This is a genomic window from Synechococcus sp. A15-62 (assembly GCF_014280075.1).
Taxonomy (GTDB): domain Bacteria; phylum Cyanobacteriota; class Cyanobacteriia; order PCC-6307; family Cyanobiaceae; genus Parasynechococcus.
Window position 1 is genome coordinate 739,750 of sequence record NZ_CP047950.1, and the last position, 22,684, is coordinate 762,433.

A 22,684-nucleotide genomic window follows, 5' to 3' on the forward strand; every position below is an offset into this window, starting at 1 on the left:
CTGCGTCCACGTCGTTCTGCTGATGCCATTGCCATCTGTCTCCTGGCACTGCTTGTGCTGCGAGGGCTGTTCTGGGGGGCGCCTGCGCCGAGCCGAGTCGATCCATCTCGCCTGATCCAAACGCCGCCTGCGGCCGTGGCGATCAGCGGTCGCTTGCTCGCTGATGTGCGCCGTTTTTCCTCGGGATGTTCTGCTCTGTTGGAGGTGGATCGGATTGAGGCTCGCCGGGGCGATGGACGAACCGAGCTCCAGCTGCCTGCCTGCTCAGCGCCGTTGCAGCAGGGCTGGCGAGTCCAGGCCATAGGTGTGCTGAGGCGTCCGCTGCCAGCAGCGCACCCGCTGTTGCCGGGATCGGCAGAACGTCTGGCCCGCCAAGGCAGTTGGAGTCAGTTGCGGGTCGAGAGCATCAAGGTGCTGCAGCGTCCATGGACGCCATTGGTTGATCTGCGGCGCGATGTTGCCCAGCGACTGCAACGGGCCCTGGGGCCGCGGCGGGGTGGCTTTCTGGCCGCTCTGGTGCTGGGCAGCGCCCAGGTGCAGCTCTCCGCAGATATCCGAGAGGCGTTCCGGATGGCCGGTTTATCCCATGCCCTTGCGGCATCGGGGTTTCACCTCTCTGTTCTGCTCGGCACTGTGCTGATGTTGGCCCGCCGCTGGCCGCCTGGCCTGAGGCTTCCCCTGGCGGCCATGGCGCTGCTGCTGTTTGTCTGTCTCGCTGGAGCCCAGCCATCGGTGGTGCGGGCGGTGCTGATGGCTGCGATGGCCTTGCTGATTCGTGAGGCAGGGCATCACAGCCGTCCCCTGGGGGTGCTGGTGCTGACGCTCAGTGGCATGTTGCTGTTGCGCCCGGCCTGGGCCCTATCGATTGGTTTTCAATTCAGTGCGGCGGCAACCGCTGGGCTGATCCTTACGGCTCCCCGCCTCGAGCGGGCTGTTCAGGCGTGGTTGCCGGATCGCTGCCAGGGGCTGGCAGCGGCGTTCTCCATTCCTCTGGCTGCCCTGCTCTGGACGCTCCCGCTCCAGCTGCTCCATTTCGGTGCAATGCCGTTGTACGCCCTGGTTGCCAATCTTCTCGTTGCCCCGCTGCTGGCGCCGCTCACGCTGCTCGCCATGCTCTCGGCGTTGTTGGTGCTTGTGGGGCCTCCGTCTGTGCTGCCCCTGCTGCTGTGGCCCGTTCATCAGTTGGCGGGCCTGGTGATCACCATGGCCAGCTGGATCAGCCACTGGCCTGGGACACAACTGCTCACCGGACGGCCCCAAGAGTGGGTGATTGCCCTGTTTGTGCTTGGACTGTTGCCTTGGTTGCTGGGGGCAGGGCCTTGTCGCCGCTGCTGGTCGTTGATCCCCCTGGCAATCGCCCTGTTCGCCCATGGCCTGCTTCAGTTCAGCGATGGTCTGGTAGCGGTGGAGCGGTTCGGTCGCCACTGGTTGCTGGCTTGCCATCATGGGCGTGCCGCTGTGGTGAGCACCCATGGCGATGCGCGCAGTTGCCGAATGGCGAAGAGACTCGCCGCCGTTCACGGCCATGCCCGTCTGGACTGGGTGATGCTCTTGGATCCTGTGGCCACAGAGGTGATGGTCTGTTGGCAAGCGTTGGCGCATCGCGCTGAGGCTCCCCAGCAAGGCCAAGCTCCCATCGCCATCGGCCAGGTGCTTCGGAGTGATGGCTTATCTGTTCAGCACCTGCAGCATCGCTCTGGAGCACTGTTGATGCGGGTGGGTCCTCAGTCCTGGCAACTGTTCCCAAGCCCTCAGGCCTTGTGGGCACTGCAGCATCGGCAGCGATCAAAACCCCAGCAGATGATCACCGGAACATGGCTGGGCTTCAAGCCTTCCGCACCGCAGCGGCGTTGGCTTCTGAAGCATGCAGCTGGCTCTCGGTTCATCGGCCTTTAAAGTGGACTCACGCCTGAGGGCGTGTGGAGAGGTGGCAGAGTCCGGTTGATCGCGCACGACTCGAAATCGTGTAGGGGTAACACCCTCGTGGGTTCGAATCCCACCCTCTCCGTTCCGATGAAAAACGATTGAGAGATAAATTAGTAGTTGATAGTTTTTCCTGTTTTTAATAGAGCTATTCCGGTGGTATCGATTTTAAAAAAGACTGCTCGAAAGTATTGATGATGCAGATTCTCCTGGTTTTGTAGTTACTGTATGTGCTTAGCCATTTTCTATATTCTCGGTGGTACAAGAAATTTGAAAGTCGTCTGCTTGCTCTTGCTGAAAGTGCTATCAATGCTGCTCTTAATGATGGTTCGTTGCTGGTGTGAAGTCGATCAAGAATGCGTTGGCGCCATTCGTCCGGTGAAGTGTATAGGGTAATCACGTCGAGCCGTTTGGTTTGCTTTGAGACATGGCGCAATAGCTTCAGATTATTGTTGTGATTGATGCTGGTCAGGTCGATGTGAACCAGTAGACAGTTGTTTAACCTTCGTGCTTTTCGTTTCTTGGAATTCACGGGGTCCATCAGCCTCTGCATCCGTTCAACAGTTGAGCGTTTGAAGCGTTGCTTCGGATTGCAGTCGAGCCGTTCCAGTACGCCCAGTGTGAAAGCGTCATGGGGCGGTTGACTTAACTTTTGGATCAACTTCGTTTTGCCTGATCCCGATGCGCCTGCGATGACAATCACATGGCGGGCAAACTTTCCCTTCCCCTTGGCTTTCATCGGTTCATCGTCATCATGCCGTTTGTATCATAGTTGATATCTGCTCTTTAGAGGGTCGCCATTGCCTGAATGGTGACAATACTTCGTTGGATAATGTTGATTTCTTGGTGGCCGCTGGCGCAGTGTCGAAGTTATTAAATTGTTCTTGTTGGAGCTGGCAGAGAAGTGCCTGGCCTGATCAGAAAAAACGTGTCTCGTTAATATCAACGTCTCTTTTTTGCACATGAAGAGTTTGGTTGAAGAACTTGAATTAAACTAAGAATTAATCGATTGGGCGACCGTTGCATCTTCGCTTCAATCGACCCAAGGGACCTTGAGGGTGCCATGGCCCTACATCAATAACACCCTCTTGCGTGATTCATCTCTTTTTTATTAAGTATTCATTGTCAGTGCGAGCTGATATTTCCCAGGTCGACCCCCCCTTATATGCAAACGCTGCTATCCAAGAAAAGACCGATTCGTACCAGGTACGGAAAGTTCTAGGGGCTGACGACTCTTCTTCTGCCTTTTCCTCTGCATCGATTACAGCTATGACGATTAGCGCTCCTCCTGTCATTGCATCGCTTCGGGGCAATCCGCTCGAACCACAGGGCACAGCATTTCGTCGTTACACCGGGTCTCCTCACCCTTTTGGAAGCACCGTCGAAGCAGACGGCGTGAACTTTTCGCTGTTCAGCGGCAGTGCTACTGGGGTTCAACTGCTGATTTTCACTCGACCTGAAGACCTCGATCCGGTCAACGTCATTACCCTTAGTGCAACTGAGAACAGAAGCTTCAACATCTGGCATGCCTTCATCGAAGGCGTCAAGCCTGGTATGGGTTATGCCTACCGGGTGGACGGTCCCCGTGAACCCTGGAACGGCCATCGCTTCGATCCAGAGAAGGTTCTTGTCGATCCGTACTCCAAAGGAAACAGTCTGGCCCTTTGGAATCGCGGAGCTGCTTGTACACCAGGCGACAACCTGCACTGCAGCATGCGCAGCGTTGTTATCGACACCGGCGACTACGACTGGGAAGGGGATCAGCCCCTGAAACGTCCGATGGCCGATACGGTCGTTTATGAAATGCATGTGGGGGGCTTCACCAAGAGTCCGACCAGTGGCGTTAAACACCCAGGCACTTATCTGGGACTGATCGAAAAAATTCCTTATCTGAAAAGTCTTGGTGTCACGGCTGTCGAGCTTTTGCCCTGCTTCAGCTTCGACCACACAGATGTCACCAAGGAACATGAAGGCCGCAAATTGGTGAACTATTGGGGCTACAGCACCATGGGCTATTTCGCGCCTCACCAGGGTTATTGCGTGAGTGCGGATGCAGGAACTCATATCAAGGAGTTTCGTGACATGGTGAAAGCTCTGCACAATGCAGGAATCGAAGTAATCCTTGATGTGGTGTACAACCACACGGATGAGGGCAATCATCAGGGTCCGATGTTCAGCTTCAGGGGAATTGATAATTCAACGTATTACTATCTAACTGGTGCTAATGGATCAAAAGAGTATTACTACGACTACACAGGATGTGGCAACACATTCAACTGTAATCATCCCGTCGGTGAAAAGCTGATTCTCGACTCCCTGAGATTCTGGGTGGATGAGATGCATGTTGATGGCTTCCGATTCGATGAAGGCTCTGTGTTGAGTCGTGGCGAAGACGGTTCTCCTTTGGAGCATCCTCCAGTGATTTGGGCGATTGAGCTCGACGATATTCTTGGTAAGAGCAAGGTGATTGCTGAAGCTTGGGATGCTGCAGGTCTGTACCAAATTGGCTATTTCCCAGGAGCACGGTGGGCTGAGTGGAACGGTAAATACAGAGATTGCATCCGTCGTTTCATCAAAGGTGATGCGGGCATTATCAGCGAGGTGGCTTCACGTATTACGGGCAGTGCAGATCTCTATCAGTGGCACCACCACGAGCCTGTGAACAGCGTGAATTTCGTCACGGCACATGATGGATTTACTCTTTATGACCTAACTGCGTACAACGAAAAGCACAACTGGGCGAATGGGGAAGGAAATAACGATGGTATTGATGAAAATTTAAGTTGGAACTGTGGTTTCGAAGGTGAGACTGATGACCAGTGGATTAACGACATGAGAAAAAGACAAGTTAAAAATTTCGCCACAATTCATATGCTTTCTATGGGTGTACCCATGATCGTGGGTGGTGATGAATACATGCGGAGTCAGGGTGGCAACAACAACACTTACTGCCATGATAACGAGATCAATTGGTATGACTGGGATCAGATCGCATCAAAGGAAAGTCAGGAGATGATTCGTTTCTGGTCTCTTCTGATCGAGAAAAGAAAAATGTATATTGACCACTTCCGTGGCCGTTATTTCAAGGGCAAATCAAATAAATTTGGACTAAACGATATTGCTTGGCACGGTACGCAGTTGAACAATCCTGGCTGGGATAACAGTGATGCTCGATGCCTTGCTATGACCCTTGGAGACACGGCTGAGGATACAGATCAGACTCACAATGTTCACATTATGTTCAATATGTTCTGGGATGCTGTCGAATTTGAGATTCCTCAAATTCCAGGATTAGCCTGGTACCGAGCAATCGACACTGCTTTGCCTTCACCTCAGGACATCGAGTCTCCCGATCAACAGGTTGCTGTTCAAGGAAACAGCTATTTGGTGACCGGCCGCAGCATCGTGACGCTTGTCTCTCGAGCGTCAAATTGACTTTTATTTAATCCTTACACATTCTCTAGAAACCTCACATTCAACCCAGTCATGGCATCTTCCAATCAGCTTAATTTCCCTTTTTCTGACCTGGTCGCTGGTTACATTCGTAGCGTTTCATACCCCGATGTTTTCGACTGTAAAGGCGAGGTAGAACTCGAAACATCCGATGGAAGGATGTACACAGTGAAAATTACTGATGCAGCATACGCTGAGCTGGTCAGGAATCTAGGTGAGCCATTCCAAATGGCTCCCGATCTTAGTCAGATCTTGGTTGAGGGCAGATTCATTCACGTTTATGGCCTTTTCTATCCTGAATCAGACCGGTTGAAGTTTGAAGCCAAGCATATGTTGCTGTTTGGTCGAGGGAAGGATGACCTTAGATTTGAAAACCAGAACTGGTGGATTCATCAGATTCAGCAATTGTTGAACTTCTATTTGGAAGCACAGTTCCAAGTGGTTGAAGGTGAATCCATTGACTTCAAAAAGTTCAGAACAGATCTCAGTGCGGAAGGTAAAAAGCAGGACGGTGTTCAAAATCTTGATACCATCTCACGCTTGATCTATGGCTTTGCGACGGCCTACATGATCACCGGCGACGAGCGGGCTTTGGAGGCAGCCAAGAACGGAACTGAATATATGCAGCGCCATTTCAGGCACCAAAACAAGAGCGAAGGGATCTGCTACTGGTACAGCCAAATTGACATCCAAGAGGATGGTAGCGTTCGCAAATACATGGGCTCCACTGCCGGTGGTGATGAAGGTGGTAATGCAATTCCGTGTTATGAACAAATTTATGCTCTTGCTGGTCCAACCCAGACGTGGCGACTAATCGGTGGCGAAAGTATTAAGCAAGATATTGACGACACGATCTCATTCCTTAACCGCTACTACAAAGATCATGGTCCATACGGTGGATACTATTCACACGTTGATCCTGTCACTTTTGATGCCAAGGCTGATTCTCTTGGTGTCAACAAGGCCAAGAAAAATTGGAACTCCGTTGGCGACCACGCTCCGGCTTATCTCATCAACTTGTATTTAGCCACTGGTGATGAGAACTATGGAACGTTCCTTGAAGATACTTTCGACACGATTTGTGAGCATTTCCCTGATTATGGCTACAGCCCCTTCATGAACGAGAAGTTCTACGAAGACTGGACCCATGACCTGAAGTGGGGGATTCACCAAGCAAGGTGCGTGGTCGGTCACAATCTAAAAGTTGCCTGGAACCTCACCAGGATGCATAGCTTGATGCCCAAGGAGAGCTACAAGACGTTCGCTCATCAGATTGCTGATGCGATTCCAGGCGCAGGTTGTGATAACCAGCGCGGTGGCTGGTACGACATGATGGAGCGTACCCTGAAGGATGGGGAAGAGCATTACCGTCGCGTCTGGCACGATAGAAAAGCCTGGTGGCAGCAGGAACAGGGGATTCTTGCTTACTACATCATGGCTGGTGTTTACAACGACAAACCTGAATACCTCCGCTACGCAAGGGAAGGTTCTGCCTTCTACAACGGCTGGTTCCTCGATTACGACGCTGGTGGAATCTATTTCAACGTTCTTTCGAATGGTCAACCCTATTCATTGGGTGGAGAGCGTGGAAAGGGCAGTCACTCGATGGCTGGCTATCACTCCTTCGAACTCTGCTTCCTTGCAGCAATCTACTCAAACTTATTGGTGAACAAGGAACCGATGGATTTCTACTTCAAGCCGGATCCTCAGGCTTGGCCCGAAAACAAACTCCGTGTTGCTCCTGATCTACTACCTGCTGGTAGCGTAGAACTATCGGAAGTTTGGATTGATGACAAGTCTTACACAGATTTCGATCGAGCCAACTTGATTGTCAATCTGCCTGAATCGGATATGCCCTTAAAGGTTCGTGTCAGGATTGAACCTGCAGGCTTGGGCTTTAGTGCTGATCTGATGACCTATGAAAATAGCATTGCTAACTTTGCATTGGACGGAGATCTGACCCGCTGCAAATTGCCACTTCTTAAGAAGGAAGTGGAGAAACTGAGCTGCCTGAAGGGCATGGTCCTCGATATGACCAATCTCAAGACTGTTGACGACACAGGCTGGAATTACCTGTTATTCACAAAGCAACAAAGAGGTGCTGATTTCAGCCTCTCACTCAAGGGTTTGAACGCAGAAATCGCACAGTCCCTAAAAGATGCAGAACTAGACGAAGAGTTTACAACTCTCTAACATTCTGAAAAAGGCTGACTTCAATCGTTAAATTAAGAGGGCATGTTTATCATGCCCTCTTTTTTGTAACAAGACCATGACAGCAAGCAATATCTCCAACAATAGAAAGGGTGTTGAGGCTGCCATGGCAGGTAACCATATTGAAGCAGAAAAATTTTTTCGGCAGGCAATAAAAGAGAATGAAACCGCTATTGAAGGGTGTATGAACCTTATCAGACTTCTACATATGCAAGGAAGACACGCTGAGACAATTAGTGCATTCAAAGAGCTTCAAATAAATGTTCAAATAGAAAAGATCCATCCACAAATTTTGTATATGGTCACTCAAAGTGCTTTGGATATTGGCGACCAGAAAATAGCAATCCAGAACCTCAGCGTACTATCCCCACAGCATCCTGGAAATAGTGAGATCCAGTGCATGCTTTCTGAGGCATTCATCAAAAGTGGAAGACTAGTAGATTCCCAAAAATTACTAGAGAGAGTAATACAACTCAACCCAGAGGATCCCAGTATTGCCACACAACTAGCTATTACGGAAAGTGAGCTTGGGAATTACAACAAGGCGGAGAAAATACACAAGCAACTTGTAGGCAAATTTGAGAATGCATTTTTAAGTCACTTTAACTATGGTCTTTTTTTGGCAAACATAGGCGAAACAAAAAGGGCATTAAGATGTTTCGAACGGTGTAAGCAAATCGTTCCAAATGCACCAGAGGCACAAGAGCAAATCGAGAAGTTAATCCAAAATGAAAGCAACGGATTGACAGAGATCTATCAAGATATCGAGAAAAAATATTGGGTTGAAGCTGAAAAAAAGCTTAGAAAAAATAAAGAGGTAATAGAGCCAATTCAGTTTTGGGCTGCAGTTAATGAGTTACCAAAAGAAAATCAGCAAAAACTAGGAAGTATTCAGGCTTTTGACGCAGAAATACAGATCAGAATAGTTGAACTCTATTCCGTCTCGGAAAAAGAAAAGTTTTTGGCTGAACTTGTCGATAACGTGAAGAATGCAGAAAGCTTGATTTGGAATCGAGCTGGCAAACCAACACGGCATGGACTACAAAGCCATGAAATATTGAATGGTAGTCAATCAACCGCCATTCAGGATTTATGTAGGCGTCTCAAGGAAGCCTCACTTGACTACATCAAAAACAAACCACTTCTGCAAAAAATTAGAAATCAAAAAAAGGGAAATAAAGAATTGAGTGGCTGGAGTGTGGTGTTGAAGAAAGGGGGACATCAAAAACGTCATATCCATCCAGAATCCATTGTGAGTGGAGTCGTCTACATACAACTTCCAAAAGAGAGCGCTAACGAGGAAAAAAAAGAAGGGAACCTAGTGTTCCCTTCAAATAATATGAAAATGGTCACCCCGAAAGAAGGTATGGCGGTAATATTCCCGAGCTATCTAGCCCATGAAACGGTACCAATTAATAGCAACGAAGAGCGAATCTGTATCGCTTTTAATTGGACATAAGTTCAGCTATATGGTCGTACGGAATATCCACCATGCACGGCATCTACAAAGAAACGATAGTTACCTGTGTGAGTCGGTGTGAACTCCAGGGCAGGAGGATTGCCGTGAGATGTCAGCTGTCCAAAGCGCTTGAGAGAGCGTCTTGAAGGATCTGCCGCATCAGGGTTACTACCACTGAAATCAAATCCATAACAGTCGAGTTCATAATCAGCATAAACAAGTGCCCAGGGTGAGCGATTGGCGACGTATTTATAGTTGTAAGTTTTTCCAGCAGTTAAGGGAACGACACGATCAAAACAGCCGGGTTGAAGAGGATTCATCAAGTTCAAAGCTGACTCTGGATTCCAAGCTTCGAGAGTTTCTGTATCGTCAAACGATCCGACAAGAGACATCGAATCAAGAGAGGAAACAGGAAGAAGTTGACCAGGTCCGGCAACCACACGAATCGAGAGCCGATCTGTCTCAGGGTCAAAGACAAATTCGAGGTCACTATTAACATCAAGCTTGAAGCAGATATTTAATTCATGCGGCTTCCCATGCCAAGTCACACATTCGAGTGAAGAGGAAGGTATGCCGTCATTGATATCAATCCAACAGCCTAGCCCCATCGTGTCAAGAAAGAGCTCAGAACTGATCCCAACATTTACGACATGAAAGCCAGACTTAACAGACGTTTTGAGTGAAAACTTGTCAGAGTTTGCAATTGGCTTCATCAAGCGTTCAGGATCCGTTGGATCAAACTGGTTGGCTTCAAAGATACTCCCAAGAAGTTGAAAAGAAATTCGGTCGTTCAAAACATCCGGCGTTTTAAGTGAGGGATTGGCGGGAGATGGAATTACGCTGAAGTGAGGTGAATTTGAGGTCGGATCGTGAAGATTAAAACGATACTCGCCGTCTTCAAATACCTGAATCGTGCAACCTGAATGCATGGAAGAACCGTGACTGCTACCAAAACCAGTCCCTTGAACAAGCGACGATTTGCCATCATTTAAGGCAGAAAAACCATAATCTTCATCGTGGTTGGCAGAGATCAGAAACTGATAAATACCATCAGCACGAAAATCGATACCACCAGTCTTCAATAAGGGGACATCGATAGTCCATAGCTGATCAGACTGCTTGACAAACTCACGTCCTTTGAGACGAGGGTCAAATTTGTCAAACATATTGAGACTATCCCATGGAAAACCATTCAATTGGAAGGAATCAAATGAATCAACATGGTGAAAAGTATTATGCCCAGCATTGGGCTTACAAGTTAACTGCATTGACTCAGAGTCAAACTCAAAGACGATGAGCTGAGAGACATCAACGCGAAAATTGATGTTGTAGGTTGATCTCCCATCACGAGTTTCGATCAGATCGAAAACCCCAGACTGCTTCTTGGATAATGATGTTTTGAGTTGGCGTTTAGGAGAATGATTGATTACAAGACGGAGACTATAAAGGCCATTAACATCTGGAAGTTGTGGACCATCGACAGCATGACAAATACGCCAGGTGGTTTCCGACACCCTGACCATATCAAGAGCTGTTTCAAACGGATTCCATCGCCAACGACGTCGATGGATTGTGCCAAGCAGGCTGACTGATTCAATCGTCTCAGAGTCAATATGTTGTTGAGTGAAGCGTGGCAACAAAAACATCGAGACTGGTGTGAAGGCTCAAACCACTGATAGCCAGAAGCAGGACATAACGCAATCATTGAGGAATGAAGCGACCTTGAGTGAACCAGGGATAATAAAAGCCTAAAGAATCAAAGTACTGGTCAGCGAGTCAACACAATGGGGTCACGAAGCGTGAAAGCATCTTTGGCTTTAATGATGCCAAATGGAAAGCTTGTGACTATCGTTGATTTGAGTGAAAGCAACACTCTGACCTTATCTACCATTGGCTATGGCAAAAAGAATTCTGGTCGTCCTGTCTGAGTGGGGCTACTGGGGCGAAGAGCTGATTGGCCCCCTTGATGTGCTGACGAAAGCTGGTTATCAGCTTGATTTCATGACTTCGTTTGGCAGGAAGCCGCCGGCGTTGCCCCCTAGCATGGAAGAAGGATATCTTGATCCACCGCTAAACAAGGTTGTTACCGACGCACACTATGCGAAGCGGACAACCGAGGTACATGAATCAAATCTTCTCGATAATCCAATTAATTTGTCTGAGAAGATTTCGTTGATGCCTTATTTCAACGGACTAAATTTTGGATTAGAACTAGCAGCATTTCATGAAAGAAGAGAGGAATTCTGGAAAGAATTCGTTGATCCATACGATGCGCTGCTGCTCCCTGGAGGTAGCGGACCTATGGCAGACATGGTTAACAACGAAAGGCTGCATAACCTAATTCTTGGATATGTTGATCGTGACAAGCTGATTGCAGCTGAGTGCTATTGCGTCACGTGTCTGGCATTTGCCAGGGACTGGACTGATAGAAAGAGCATTATTTGGGGCAAGCATGTCACTGGACACGCCAGGGAGTACGACTACAAAGAAAACACTGGCTTTGCACAAATGTACGGCTTTGATGGTGAACCGATGAACACTACGGCTAACTTCGGGCCTCCGTTCTACCCATTGGAATATATCCTTCGTGATGCCACTGGCCCTCATGGCAAATATCACGGTGGTGTCGGGAAGAATCTTTCAACGATTTTGGATTACCCCTTCCTTACGGGTCGTTCCACACAGGACTCCGCGTTGGTTGGAGACCTGGTGCGGAAGGTGCTGGAAGACGGTCTTCGCCGCTACGGCTGGTAAAGCAAACAACTAAAAGGGCGCCTTAGTAGGCGCCTCGTTCTTTACTCACATCTCGAGAAATTATGAAAGGACATGAGGCGATCCTGAGGCAGTTTCTTGCCAACGACCTGGACCATATGTTCGGGAACCCAGGGACTGTGGAACAGGGTTTTCTGGATGCTTTGGCAGATGTGCCAGAGATGAAGTACATCCTTACCCTTCAAGAATCAATTGCAGTGCTGTGTGCAGACGGCTACGCGAGGGCACGGTTGAAGCCAGCATTGGTACAGATCCACAGTTCACCGGGACTCGGCAATGCAATCGGTAATCTTTATCAAGCGATGCGAGGACAGGCTCCACTGGTTGTCATCGGCGGAGATGCGGGAATCAAGTATCAGGCCATGGATGCACAGATGGCAGCTGATCTTGTCGCCATGGCAGAGCCAGTAACCAAATGGTCTGCCATGGTTCAACATCCGTCAAGCTTGCTGCGGATGGTGAGACGAGCTATCAAAATCGCCTCAACTCCTCCCTGTGGCCCTGTTTATCTCTGTCTACCTGAAGACATTCTGGATGCTGAGGTCACGGAAGAAATCTTCCCCGCCCATGTACCAAGCTTGGCGACGACGCCACGGGGTGATGATCTGGAGAAGTTGGCCTCAGCGATTGAGCAGGCCAGCAACCCAATCATCCTGGTAGGCGATGGAGTTGCTTGGACCGGCGGGGTCGACCGGGTGGTTGAGTTGGCGGAAACCATGGGGGCAAAAGTCTATTCAGCCGACGGTGGTGAGATTAACTTTCCCGATGATCACCTACTTAACTACGGAAGTACAGGACACATGTTCGGAGATGCAAGTCTTCCGATCATGAGAGGTTGTGATTTCTGTATCACTCTCGGAGCCTACTTACTACCAGAAGTATTTCCCCATCTAGGTGATATCTTTGACCCGAAGGCAACGGTCATTCATGTGGATACCGATGTCAATAATATCGCCAAAAATCATCGGGTCGACATCTCCTACGTTGCCCATCCACATACAGTGATCGAGGGATTGATACCCCTAGTAAAGCAGTTGCCACAGAGTTGGCACAATGCCGCTCAGGAGAGAAGAAAAAAGCTGGAAAGCGAGTCACCTGTGGTCAATAATGACGTCGATATCAATTATGAAGTTGTACCGAAACATGCAAGTGGAGAATATGACGGCAAAAAGTTATCAATGCGGTCGGGGTATTTCATCAAAACGCTCTCTGAAATGATTCCCGAAAATAGAATTATTTTTGACGAGGCATTGACCAATTCACCACCTGTCAACAAATACCTGCCAGGGCGTGCACCCGGTGAACGAATGTTGACACGAGGTGGGTCATTGGGTACTGGATTCCCCGGAGCCATTGGTGCCAAGATTGCTCATCCTGATCGATGCGTTGTTGGCTTCTCTGGTGATGGAGGAAGCATGTACACCATCCAGTGCCTGTGGACAGCAGCACGTCACAACGTTGCAGCAAAATTTGTGGTCTGTCAAAACAGATCGTACAAACTTCTGCAGGCAAACATTAGCCAATTCTGGAAGGAGAGAGGCATTGAAGGTAGGGAGTTCCCCATTCCTTTTGATCTATCCAAGCCTGAAATCTGCTTCAACGAAATTGCAAATAGCTTTGGTGTTGCAGGAGAGCAAGTTGTTCGACCTGATCAAGTTAAAGATGCAATTACAAGAATGTTGTCTCATGATGGGCCGTATCTTATCAATCTTGTACTTGATGGCACCATTAGACCCGACTTAATTGGAGTTAAGTGCGGCCAATAACCATGCATATTTCATTATTGCTTCTTAATTATTTCCCTTCCGGATAAGTTTATCCAATTTTACTTTCAAACACTCATTCTGGTTTTCAAAATGTTCACTCATCCCGAAATTTGGTCCTTTGCATCGAATTGGTATCGTTATCTGGATGTTCATGCTCCCCTCGATAGTTTTAGGCCTCTTTTGACTGAGGACGTTCAGCTTGTTTTTCCAGAGGCTACAGTAACTGGCTTTGAAGGATACTCTACCTGGTACAACAAGGTTATTGATATATTTTTTGACGAACAACATACCCTAAAGATTGCAGACATAACCAGTCAATCTGACCAGGCTGCTGAGGTTCATGTTGTTGTTAATTGGCACGCAAGTATCTGGAATGCACCTGATGCCCGTAGTACCCGTTTGATGATGGATGCTGATCAAACTTGGGAAGTAATGCGAAATTCTGTAGGTCAACCTGTCGTTTCTAAATACATTGTTAACTATATGACATACGAGCCTGGCTCTTGTAAACTTTAATCAGTCACTTATTTTTTCACTTAGTTTGTATTTTTGCCATGAAAAATGTCCCTCAAACCAAGCTTGGTAATCTTTACCGAGAGCACATCAGCTTGATTCTTAAAAAGGATATTGATGGTCTTCTTGCTCAGTATGCAGACGATGCATTGTTGATTTCAAGTTTTGAAAAATCACCTAAATATTTCCGTGGTAGTAAAGAACTTGAGATCCATTTTCAGGGAATTCTTGGTATTCAAGGCCTTGATACTGAAATCGCATTCTGGGGTGAAACAGAAAATCCAACGACACTTATGATCGTTGAGGCTATAACGATGCAAACTCCAGGTGGTGAAGCAAAAATGCGCTTTGCCGACAGCTGGGTTCTTAATGAAGAGGGTCGGATACAGATCCATTTCGCTGGTATGACTCAGTATCCTGATGGTTCAGTTGCTTGAGGATAATATGCTTCAAATTATTTCCCAATTAGCTCTCACTTGTAGAGACCAGAAAGTTACAGAGGATTGGTACGTCAGAAATTTTGGTTTTCGTCGTGCTCGCGTCGCTACATTACCTGATGGTTCTCAAATTATATTTATCAAAATGGCTGATTCAAGTTTTTATCTAGAATTATTCGCCGCAGATAGCGAGAATCCGTTGCCTGATCCCATCAATGATGGTCCAACATATCCGGCATTTAGGCATTTAGCTTTTAAGGTTGATGACGTTGACAAAAAACTCTCACAGATTAGTCCTTTGGACATCACACTTGGACCACTAGACTTCGATGCCTTTATCCCAGGGTGGAGAACAGCTTGGTTGAAAGACCCTGATGGTCGAATTATTGAAGTTAGTCAAGGCTTCGTGGATGAATATTGAGATCGTTCTTTTTAATTAAAACACCTCACTATCTATTTCATGTCAGTTTATTCATCACCACAAGAAGAAGCTCAATTCAAATCTAGAACCGTTGAGCAACTCTGGAACCATCATAATAAATCTTTGGCTGCTCGAGATATCGATGAGTTCATAAAAGATTTTAGTCCATCTTGCATTTTTATCAACAATCCCAAGAGTGGTCATGCTCAAGGTACTTTTCTTGGTGCTGAAGGTGTCGCTAAATGGTGCAAAGAATTTTTTGACTTATTCCAAGATATTTCAGAGTTTAAAGTTCCTTTTGGTGCTCACATCGATTCCCCCCATGAATCCGACGGTGTTGTGATGATTAGCTGGGAGATTTTCAATTCTTCTTTCAATGTCAGGAACGGGGTTGATACATTTATTGTTAAACAAGGTAGGTTTGAAATTGTAACTGTTGTATACGATGTTCAATCTGCTCTGAATTGAATTTGTACATCTAACAACCTTTTCTTTTTATCATGTCTGCTTTTCCTGTGTTTAATGATGTCAAGCTTGATTCCAATAATCAGCAAACTCAAGCTTCATACTACAAATCAGCTGCCACGGGTGATTTTGAGGGTACTTTAGATACTCTTGCTGATGATGTGTTTTTTGAGATTTCAGGTGATCGTTCTACCCTTCCTTTTGCTGGTAGGTGGGAGGGTAAAGAAAATGTCAAAACATTATTTTCTACTTTTGGTTCCGCGTTTAGGCTCTTAAATCTTACCGAAACTGACATTGTTGAATCTGCTTCGGTTTCTTATTCTTTCAATGATGAGTCTTTTTTTGTTTATCAAACTGGCATCTATTACCGTGTTCCTGTACTTCATATCATGTCTTTCAACTCAGATAACAAAATATCTTCGTTAGTTAATATCCATGATACAAGTTCAGCTTATCAAGCCTTTACATCTTCACCTTCATCTCTTATCCCAATATCCCCAAAAATTGCTCCACCATCTGACTCATCTGTCCTGGATGATGCGTATTTGGAGGATATTTCTACTTCTTTGGTTAAGGCCATTTTTTCCGGTGAGACCGCTTCTTCTCTCTTTGCTGAGAATCTCACTTTTTATATTCCTGGTTTGCAAGATAGGGACAAGATCGCTGGTGTCTGGACTCTTGATGAACTTAAATTAGTTTACCCAGATCGCATTAAAAAGTTAAACAAGTTTAGTTCAAGTTCTTCAATTCACTCTATTACTAAGTCTGAAAATCGTATTGCTATTCATGGTTCTGGGGGCTTCTCCAGTCAAAATCCCTGGGTAATTTTGGCTTCTGTCGATTCTAATAAATTGTGCAGTCAGTCTTCTTTATATTTTGATTTTCAGTTTTCACTTTGACCCTTTTTTTCTAAGTCATGTCTGTTTCAACACAACGTTTCGTTGATCCTTTTCTTGTTATTCACCGATTTGAATCTCCTCATATTGATGGTGGTGAGGGCGTTAATAGCTATATTATCGAAACAAGTAATTGTTTAATTATTCTTGATTTACCTCTCCTTGATTCTGTTGCTAAAAATATAAGGGAATATGCTGATCAACTCCAGAAGCCTATCAAAAAAGTATTTATTACTCATGCTCATCCGGATCATTGGTTTGGTCTTTATCGATTTAAAGATTTTGAAAGCTTTTCTACCCCGAAGACTATTGATGAAATAAAAAATTTAGGATCCCAATACCTTGATTTTAAAAGATCTTCTCTTGGTGGCGATGATGCTGACTTGCCTCCTGAAGTGATTGTGCCGAATAACTCTGTTGAGACTTTTGATGAAACTATTGATGGAGTTAGGTTTTCGTGGAAACTTATTTCTAATGTTGAATTCCTCGAAGGTCTCTATTTGATTTTTGATCAACATAAAATATTTATGGCTGGTGATTTAGTCTATAATGGAGTACACCACTATGTCGGACAACGTGACGAATCGGGTTCTCTATGTGTCACCAACTGGATAGATTTTCTATCATCACTTGAAGCTTCCTCTTTTAACTATGTTTACGCTGGACACGGTCCTAATGCTGGGTTTGAGCTAATAGGATTCTCTGTTGATTACCTTAAATGTGTTCGAGATATTATTACTGACCCGAAAAAATCACGTGTGGATTATCGAGATTTTGTCAACACACGATTTCCCGATCATAAAGTTTCTGAAATGATAGACATATCTGACTTTTTTGTTTATGGTCCTCCCGACTCAAATTCCTGATTCATAACTAATTTCTTTCATAGCATTGAATCATCGCTTTGAGGTGCTGCTTTTTTGTATCGCATACTTCTTGTAGTATTTATTTATTTTAAATTTGACTTTATTTAATGCTCCTTTCCTGACTTTAGGCTTTGTACTGCTCTTGTTGCATTATAATTTTTTCAACTAATTCTCTATTATGTACAAACTGCCTATCCTTTGTTCGCTTCTGTTGTTACCACCTGCTGCCATGGCAGAGGATCGAACCTTAGATATTTCTCCCTCTATAAGTTCTTACGTCCAGCAAGATCAAATTTCCTCAGTATCACAATTCTCTGATGTATTGCCTTCCGACTGGGCATATCAGGCATTGTCCAATTTGGTTGAACAGTATGGATGTGTTGCTGGCTACCCCAATGGAATATTTCGTTCTTCTCGTGCAATTACTCGCTACGAGGCGGCGGCCCTCTTGAATGCTTGTCTCGATAGAGTTTCTGAATTAACAGATGAATTGCGTCGTCTTCTGAAGGAATTTGAAGTAGAGTTATCTACCTTGAAGGGTCGTGTTGATGGTTTAGAGGCTCGAGTTGGTGAGCTTGAAGCTACCCAATTTTCAACAACTACTAAACTTTCCGGTACAGCTGCATTTTTATTTGGAGGAACAAAATACCTTGGTTCTGGTGCTCATAATGTAAGTTCAGGAAAGAGAAATTCTCAGCTTCCTAATTATGGTGCTGGGCCGACAGATGGTTTACATTTTGTTTACGATCTTCGTCTCGACTTGAATACAAGTTTTACAGGCAAGGATCTTTTGAAAACACGTCTTGAAGCTGGAAATATGAATAGCAGCAGTTTTGGATTGGGTACAGCTACTCCTTTGTCCTATTATTCATGGATTGCGCCCTTAGGCGGAAATGATAATGAAGTCTCTATTTCTCGGTTGTGGTACAACTTTCCTTTAGGTGACTCTTTCCGTTTTACCATTGGTCCTCGTGTCCGCCAGGATGAACTTCTTGCAACATGGCCTGTTCGTTATCCTTCAGAAATACCTCTTTTCGGTATACCTTGGTATGCTGGGAATCCTGGAGTCTATAATTTAAATACCGGTCCGGGTGCTGGTATTACTTATAATGCCAAATTAAATGATACAAAGTTTAGTGCCGCAGCTATCTATGTTGCAGGTTCTGGTCAATCTAGTTCTCCTACCACCGGTGGTTTGGGCACTGAATCTTCGAAGGCCACATCTACTTTTCAGGCATCTTTCTTCGATGATGAGTGGAACTTTACCCTTGCGTATAACTATACTCAGGCTGGGGTATATCCAGGAATGGGTACTCCCTATTTTACGCAGAACCTAAATAATCCAATGCACTCCTGGGCCGTTTCTGGTTTCTATGATTTCAATATTAATAATAAATATCTTCCAACATTCAATCTTGGTGCTGGTATGAACCATTTTGAAGATGATGATTATGGTCGCCTATCATCAGCTTCATGGTACTCAGCTTTCATGTGGAAAGATTTGATTTCTGATGGTCAAGATTTTGGTATATCTTTTGGTCAGCCCACTTTTGTGACTGACGTCAAGAATGGTACGCCCCGCGATGGTGGCTTTTTTGTCGAGACATATTATCGTTTTTCTGTAACCGACAATATCTCCGTTACACCTACGCTTCTTTGGCTTTCTAGGCCTTATGGTGAGCAAACTAAAGCAATTACTGGCAAGGATACCTTCCGAACTCTCGCTTTTATGCTCAAGACAAACTTCTATTTTTGATCAACAGATATTTCTATAGAGACTTCCTTCGTTTCCTTGTACCCTTTTAAGCATTATTGATATTCAATAATGCTTTTTTATTTTTGGTTATCTAAATTCTTTTGTATTGAGAGGAGGTTGATACCTTTTGTTGCCGTGCTCTCTTTGATAACTTGTGATTCCGTCAGGGTGCCATACGCCAGGGGAGTTAATTTCTTGGTCTTTGCTTACAATTCTAAGTTCTGATCTCACATCGGCAATCTGTATGTTTTTATATTCAAAGTAATCGACCCCATACATCACATCTCGATTACATATTCTCCCTCGACGTATTGCATCAGCCACTCTTTCTGGCATTCCAGGTATCTCAAGGTGTCCTTTATCTACATTTAGAACTCCTCCACCCCAGGACTCAAGTCGGCCTGTTTCGAACAAACTCACAATGGCAACCAGGAAGGAAAATCCTTTGATATCAGGGATTGCTGAGCCAATGAAGGAGAACACTTCCAGTTCTCCCTCAATAGTGGTGTTGTAATCACAAAGTAAGTGAATCCAATCGTGTTGGGCAATTGATGGGTTGACACTCCCTTGTTGCCCTGTGAAAACGAATCCACGGCCTTGGTAGTACTCCCAAATGTTTCGACCTAATGATCCTTTCGGGCAATGCTCAAGCGCTAACCACTGATTTAATAATTCTGGATCATCCTCATCAAGCTCAAAAGGATCGGTCAATGGTTTGTGCACATGCATCAGTTTTCCGCCCTGCTTCACTAAATCTGGATTGCCCATGTATCCCTTGCGTGCCAGGTCTGAAGCTGCTATCCCGTAAGCACCTTGACTGTATTCGCGCGCAATTTCAATAAATTCGTCCTCAACACCCAGTGCATCTGCGGCATGTTCTAGGGTTTCTGTTGCTTTTAAAGGCAATGGGTCAAGAATTAGCTCGGCAAGTGTGAACAGTTGAAACAGCCTGTGGCGAATGGGTTCGCTGACGTCTTTGAACTCTTCTCGTAGACCATCTAGGGAATTGTGATCAACTGCTGCTTCTTTTACATCCAGATCCAAGCCCAATAAGGCTGTTCCGATGGCATGCACAAGATGAATTTGCGTCAGGCCTGAGGTGCGTTGTTCGTTTGCATGCTGCGTAAGGCTATAAAGACACCGCAAAGCAATGTCACGCTGACACGTACTCAGGGTTTTGAAATCTGGATCGAGATGAATCACTTTGACGCCAGAAAATGTTAAGGAGTCTATTAAGAACCTTTGCTAAATCACTTGGGTTGGCTCTCTGAGATGAAGCTTCCCAAGCCATTTAGGTGTCTCTCCACGCAAGCTAGCCAAGTTGATGGGGAGTGTCAGCAGCGATTGTTTGACCCGTTTCCCTTCTCTTTTACATCTGTTTCTTTCTTATGAATGGAACAACAGCACCAGTCCCTGTTCCACTTGATGGAACTCCCGTTCCTCTCGGCTGAGGTCGAGCCCCACATTGAGCCCCTCTTTGAGCGCATCCTCAAAGGGAGGTATCGACGGGGGTGCATTGTCAATCCACAGTGCGGCGATGCCTACTGCCGTGGCATGCCAACGGAATCGGCTCGTTGTGCCGATGTCCGGTTCGTTCAACGCCTCCTCCAGGAGGATGTTGATCGTGAGGTTCGTGCTTGACATGTGCACCAGCATCGTGATCCTGGCCTGCTCCTGCAATGAGCTGAGAGACTTTGTATCGTTCGCTCCACACAAGCTGGATGCCGCCGTCTTCGGACCACTTACCGCAACGCATCGCTCTTGTTCATGAATGGTTTTCGCCCCGCTCAGTCGGCGGAGCTGAACAGGTTGTTCAAGAGGTTGATGCTCTTCTTCAGCGTCTTGGTTGTGAGCCTCAGCTCGCCGCTCTGATCGATGCTGAATCCCGGCGGTCAGGTAGTTGGTTGCATGGCCGATCCGTTTTCACCAGTCCGATTCAGAACCTCCCATGGGGAAGCAGCCACGTTCAGCAGTATCTGCCGCTGTTGCCCTTTGCAATTGAACAGATCGATCTCGGTTCATTTGAGTTGGTGATCAGCAGCAGTCATCTTGTGGCCAAGGGTGTGCTCACTTCTCCAGAGCAATTGCATGTCAGCTACGTGCACACCCCCGTGCGTTACGCCTGGGACCAGATGCACGCTTATTTGCAGCGTTCTTCGCTGGCTCGGCGTGGTCTGGGCCCTTTGATTCGCTGGCAGTTGCATGCTTTGCGGCAATGGGACCAACTCAGTGCAAAGCGGGTGGATCATCTCATTGCCAACTCCCGTTTCACGGCGCGTCGAATCCGCAAGTACTGGGGGCGCGAGGCCAGCGTGATCCATCCCCCCGTGGAGGTGGAACGCTTTCGCTGGAACGCTGATCGAGACGACGTCTACCTCTGCCTGTGCCGTTTGGTTCCTTACAAGCGGGTGAATCTGGTGGTGGAAGCCTTCAACCGCTTGGGTCTACCTCTTCTTGTGGTTGGGGATGGTCCAGAGCGGGCGCGATTGGAGGCTTTGGCAGGTCCAACGGTCACCTTGCTCGGCCGTCAGTCCCAGCAGCAGGTGGAAGAGCTCATGGCCCGTTGTCGGGCCTTTGTGTATGCCGGTCTTGAAGACTTCGGCATCGCTCCGGTGGAAGCGATGGCGTCCGGAGCGCCGGTGATCGGTTTGGGCCGGGGTGGTCTGTTGGACACGGTTCGTTGTGCAGCTGCCGGGATTCCTGAGCCCACTGGGGTGTTGTTTCCGGAACAAACCGTGCAGTCGTTGGTTGAGGCCGTGGAGTGGTTTGAGCAAGATCGACTTTGGCGCTCTCTGGATGCGGAAGCCATTCGTGCCTGGGCTGAGCGCTTTCGGCCGGAAGCCTTCGCGACGCGCTTTGAATCCGCTCTGCGAACAGCCTGGAGCGCCCATCAACGGGGCTGTGCCGTTGCAGCGAGTGACCCTGCGGAGATGCCAGGGCTCCGCTGGTGACGTTGAGTGTGGTGAGTCCCAGGTTGAGCCTTTGACCTCGGCCTCCCGGCCTTCCTTGATTCAGACCGCAGGGCGTGCGCCTCGCCGCGGCAAGTACAAGCCTCATCTTGCCCTGATCTCAGCGCCGCCCTCGGTTCTCTCGACCGGCACGCTGATCCGCCATCAGAACCGTTGGGGCCGCGTCTTCAAGCGCACCGGCGACATTTTGTTTTCTCTGGCCGTACTCAGCATCGGTTCACCGGTGTTGCTGCTTTTGGCGGGTTTGGTGAAGCTCAGTTCGCCAGGGCCTGTGTTTTACGTCCAGCGACGGGTGGGCCGGAGCTACCAGCGTTTTGGCTGCATCAAGTTCCGCACCATGCGGGCGGATGCGGATGCCGTTCTTGCGCGTGTTCTGGAGGCAGATTCCTCGTTGCGCGCTGAGTTCGAGCGTGACTTCAAGCTGAAGCGTGATCCAAGGATCACCCCCTTCGGTCGTTTCCTTCGCCGTTCCAGCCTCGATGAGCTGCCGCAGTTCCTGAACGTTTTGCGTGGGGAAATGAGCGTTGTGGGGCCGCGCCCGATTGTTGATAAGGAGCTTGTTCGTTATGGCCCCTACATGGACGAAGTTGCCTCAGTTCGTCCTGGGTTGACCGGGCTCTGGCAGGTGAGTGGCAGGAACAACTTGAGCTACAAGAAGCGCGTCAAGCTAGACCTGGCCTACGCCCGCGGTCGTTCCTTCGGCCTCGACTTCGCGATCATCCTGCGCACCTTTGGTGTGTTGCTTTTGCCGATGGATCGCGGTGCTTACTGAGTCGT

The 22,684-nt window shown here is 47.3% G+C and carries 19 protein-coding genes and 1 tRNA gene; 16 read left to right on the forward strand and 4 right to left on the reverse strand.

Going from position 1 to position 22,684, the window contains the following annotated elements; genetic code table 11:
- On the forward strand, positions 1–1,896 hold the full coding sequence (locus SynA1562_RS04070; protein WP_186495303.1) for a ComEC/Rec2 family competence protein: 1,896 nt from the start codon (positions 1–3) through the stop codon (positions 1,894–1,896).
- A 25-nt stretch (positions 1,897–1,921) separates the two neighbouring features.
- A tRNA-Ser gene (locus tag SynA1562_RS04075) sits at positions 1,922–2,008 on the forward strand.
- Between the two features lie 63 nt (positions 2,009–2,071).
- Here the strand turns inward: SynA1562_RS04075 and SynA1562_RS04080 are convergent.
- Positions 2,072–2,662, reverse strand: coding sequence for a hypothetical protein (locus SynA1562_RS04080; protein WP_186494845.1), 591 nt, complete (start codon positions 2,660–2,662; stop codon positions 2,072–2,074).
- A 353-nt stretch (positions 2,663–3,015) separates the two neighbouring features.
- Here SynA1562_RS04080 and glgX point away from each other — a divergent pair, with 353 nt between their 5' ends.
- The 3 genes from glgX to SynA1562_RS04095 all read left to right on the forward strand — a co-directional run bounded on the left by glgX (position 3,016) and on the right by SynA1562_RS04095 (position 9,046).
- Positions 3,016–5,358, forward strand: coding sequence for a glycogen debranching protein GlgX (gene glgX, locus SynA1562_RS04085; protein WP_255445723.1), 2,343 nt, complete (start codon positions 3,016–3,018; stop codon positions 5,356–5,358).
- A gap of 51 nt (positions 5,359–5,409) precedes the next feature.
- Entirely contained in the window at positions 5,410–7,569 is a 2,160-nt protein-coding gene (locus SynA1562_RS04090) for an AGE family epimerase/isomerase (RefSeq protein WP_186494846.1), read from the forward strand.
- A 76-nt stretch (positions 7,570–7,645) separates the two neighbouring features.
- Positions 7,646–9,046 carry a putative 2OG-Fe(II) oxygenase gene (locus SynA1562_RS04095; RefSeq protein WP_186494847.1) on the forward strand — a complete coding sequence of 467 codons (1,401 nt, stop codon included), beginning with the start codon at positions 7,646–7,648 and terminating at the stop codon, positions 9,044–9,046.
- Positions 9,047–9,048: 2 nt separating this feature from the next.
- On the opposite strand, the gene SynA1562_RS04100 is transcribed toward SynA1562_RS04095, so the two are convergent.
- A complete protein-coding gene (locus SynA1562_RS04100) occupies positions 9,049–10,683 on the reverse strand; it encodes a hypothetical protein (protein WP_186494848.1) in 1,635 nt (544 codons plus the stop codon).
- A gap of 259 nt (positions 10,684–10,942) precedes the next feature.
- Here SynA1562_RS04100 and SynA1562_RS04105 point away from each other — a divergent pair, with 259 nt between their 5' ends.
- From SynA1562_RS04105 to SynA1562_RS04145, 9 genes are all read left to right on the forward strand, one after another.
- Positions 10,943–11,800, forward strand: coding sequence for a type 1 glutamine amidotransferase domain-containing protein (locus tag SynA1562_RS04105; RefSeq protein ID WP_186494849.1), 858 nt, complete (start codon positions 10,943–10,945; stop codon positions 11,798–11,800).
- Between the two features lie 62 nt (positions 11,801–11,862).
- Entirely contained in the window at positions 11,863–13,584 is a 1,722-nt protein-coding gene (locus SynA1562_RS04110; RefSeq protein WP_186494850.1) for a thiamine pyrophosphate-binding protein, read from the forward strand.
- Between the two features lie 180 nt (positions 13,585–13,764).
- A complete protein-coding gene (locus SynA1562_RS04115; protein WP_222929803.1) occupies positions 13,765–14,100 on the forward strand; it encodes a hypothetical protein in 336 nt (111 codons plus the stop codon).
- Between the two features lie 38 nt (positions 14,101–14,138).
- On the forward strand, positions 14,139–14,534 hold the full coding sequence (locus tag SynA1562_RS04120) for a nuclear transport factor 2 family protein (protein WP_186494852.1): 396 nt from the start codon (positions 14,139–14,141) through the stop codon (positions 14,532–14,534).
- On the forward strand, positions 14,518–14,955 hold the full coding sequence (locus SynA1562_RS04125) for a VOC family protein (protein WP_222929804.1): 438 nt from the start codon (positions 14,518–14,520) through the stop codon (positions 14,953–14,955). Before SynA1562_RS04120 ends, SynA1562_RS04125 begins: the two co-directional genes overlap by 17 nt.
- A gap of 39 nt (positions 14,956–14,994) precedes the next feature.
- Complete coding sequence (locus SynA1562_RS04130) at positions 14,995–15,423, forward strand: hypothetical protein (RefSeq protein ID WP_186494853.1); 429 nt, start codon at positions 14,995–14,997, stop codon at positions 15,421–15,423.
- A gap of 32 nt (positions 15,424–15,455) precedes the next feature.
- Positions 15,456–16,319 (forward strand): nuclear transport factor 2 family protein, encoded by an 864-nt coding sequence (locus SynA1562_RS04135; protein ID WP_186494854.1) that lies wholly within the window; start codon positions 15,456–15,458, stop codon positions 16,317–16,319.
- Positions 16,320–16,336: 17 nt separating this feature from the next.
- The gene (locus SynA1562_RS04140) at positions 16,337–17,182 is read left to right on the forward strand and encodes an MBL fold metallo-hydrolase (protein ID WP_186494855.1); all 846 of its coding nucleotides are present in this window, start codon (positions 16,337–16,339) and stop codon (positions 17,180–17,182) included.
- A 229-nt stretch (positions 17,183–17,411) separates the two neighbouring features.
- Positions 17,412–18,938, forward strand: coding sequence for an iron uptake porin (locus tag SynA1562_RS04145; RefSeq protein ID WP_186494856.1), 1,527 nt, complete (start codon positions 17,412–17,414; stop codon positions 18,936–18,938).
- An 87-nt stretch (positions 18,939–19,025) separates the two neighbouring features.
- Here SynA1562_RS04145 and SynA1562_RS04150 read toward each other — a convergent pair whose 3' ends face one another.
- Both SynA1562_RS04150 and SynA1562_RS04155 read right to left on the reverse strand, forming a co-directional pair.
- Entirely contained in the window at positions 19,026–20,141 is a 1,116-nt protein-coding gene (locus SynA1562_RS04150; protein ID WP_186494857.1) for a hypothetical protein, read from the reverse strand.
- A gap of 183 nt (positions 20,142–20,324) precedes the next feature.
- Positions 20,325–20,594 carry a hypothetical protein gene (locus SynA1562_RS04155; protein WP_186495306.1) on the reverse strand — a complete coding sequence of 90 codons (270 nt, stop codon included), beginning with the start codon at positions 20,592–20,594 and terminating at the stop codon, positions 20,325–20,327.
- A gap of 65 nt (positions 20,595–20,659) precedes the next feature.
- Here SynA1562_RS04155 and SynA1562_RS04160 point away from each other — a divergent pair, with 65 nt between their 5' ends.
- Both SynA1562_RS04160 and SynA1562_RS04165 read left to right on the forward strand, forming a co-directional pair.
- On the forward strand, positions 20,660–21,889 hold the full coding sequence (locus SynA1562_RS04160; RefSeq protein ID WP_186494858.1) for a glycosyltransferase: 1,230 nt from the start codon (positions 20,660–20,662) through the stop codon (positions 21,887–21,889).
- 31 nt (positions 21,890–21,920) lie between these two features.
- Positions 21,921–22,679: a sugar transferase gene (locus SynA1562_RS04165; protein ID WP_186494859.1), complete on the forward strand. Its 759-nt coding sequence runs from the start codon at positions 21,921–21,923 to the stop codon at positions 22,677–22,679.
- Positions 22,680–22,684: the final 5 nt, after the last annotated feature.

Excerpts from the sequence above, each read along its gene's own strand:
- SynA1562_RS04080 (WP_186494845.1), bottom strand. The coding sequence starts at position 2,662 with ATGAAAGCCAAGGGGAAGGGAAAGTTTGCCCGCCATGTGATTGTCATC.
- SynA1562_RS04090 (WP_186494846.1), top strand. The coding sequence starts at position 5,410 with ATGGCATCTTCCAATCAGCTTAATTTCCCTTTTTCTGACCTGGTCGCT.
- SynA1562_RS04095 (WP_186494847.1), top strand. The coding sequence starts at position 7,646 with ATGACAGCAAGCAATATCTCCAACAATAGAAAGGGTGTTGAGGCTGCC.
- SynA1562_RS04105 (WP_186494849.1), top strand. The coding sequence starts at position 10,943 with ATGGCAAAAAGAATTCTGGTCGTCCTGTCTGAGTGGGGCTACTGGGGC.
- SynA1562_RS04110 (WP_186494850.1), top strand. The coding sequence starts at position 11,863 with ATGAAAGGACATGAGGCGATCCTGAGGCAGTTTCTTGCCAACGACCTG.
- SynA1562_RS04120 (WP_186494852.1), top strand. The coding sequence starts at position 14,139 with ATGAAAAATGTCCCTCAAACCAAGCTTGGTAATCTTTACCGAGAGCAC.
- SynA1562_RS04125 (WP_222929804.1), top strand. The coding sequence starts at position 14,518 with ATGGTTCAGTTGCTTGAGGATAATATGCTTCAAATTATTTCCCAATTA.
- SynA1562_RS04130 (WP_186494853.1), top strand. The coding sequence starts at position 14,995 with ATGTCAGTTTATTCATCACCACAAGAAGAAGCTCAATTCAAATCTAGA.
- SynA1562_RS04135 (WP_186494854.1), top strand. The coding sequence starts at position 15,456 with ATGTCTGCTTTTCCTGTGTTTAATGATGTCAAGCTTGATTCCAATAAT.
- SynA1562_RS04140 (WP_186494855.1), top strand. The coding sequence starts at position 16,337 with ATGTCTGTTTCAACACAACGTTTCGTTGATCCTTTTCTTGTTATTCAC.
- SynA1562_RS04145 (WP_186494856.1), top strand. The coding sequence starts at position 17,412 with ATGGCAGAGGATCGAACCTTAGATATTTCTCCCTCTATAAGTTCTTAC.
- SynA1562_RS04155 (WP_186495306.1), bottom strand. The coding sequence starts at position 20,594 with ATGCTGGTGCACATGTCAAGCACGAACCTCACGATCAACATCCTCCTG.
- SynA1562_RS04160 (WP_186494858.1), top strand. The coding sequence starts at position 20,660 with ATGCCGCCGTCTTCGGACCACTTACCGCAACGCATCGCTCTTGTTCAT.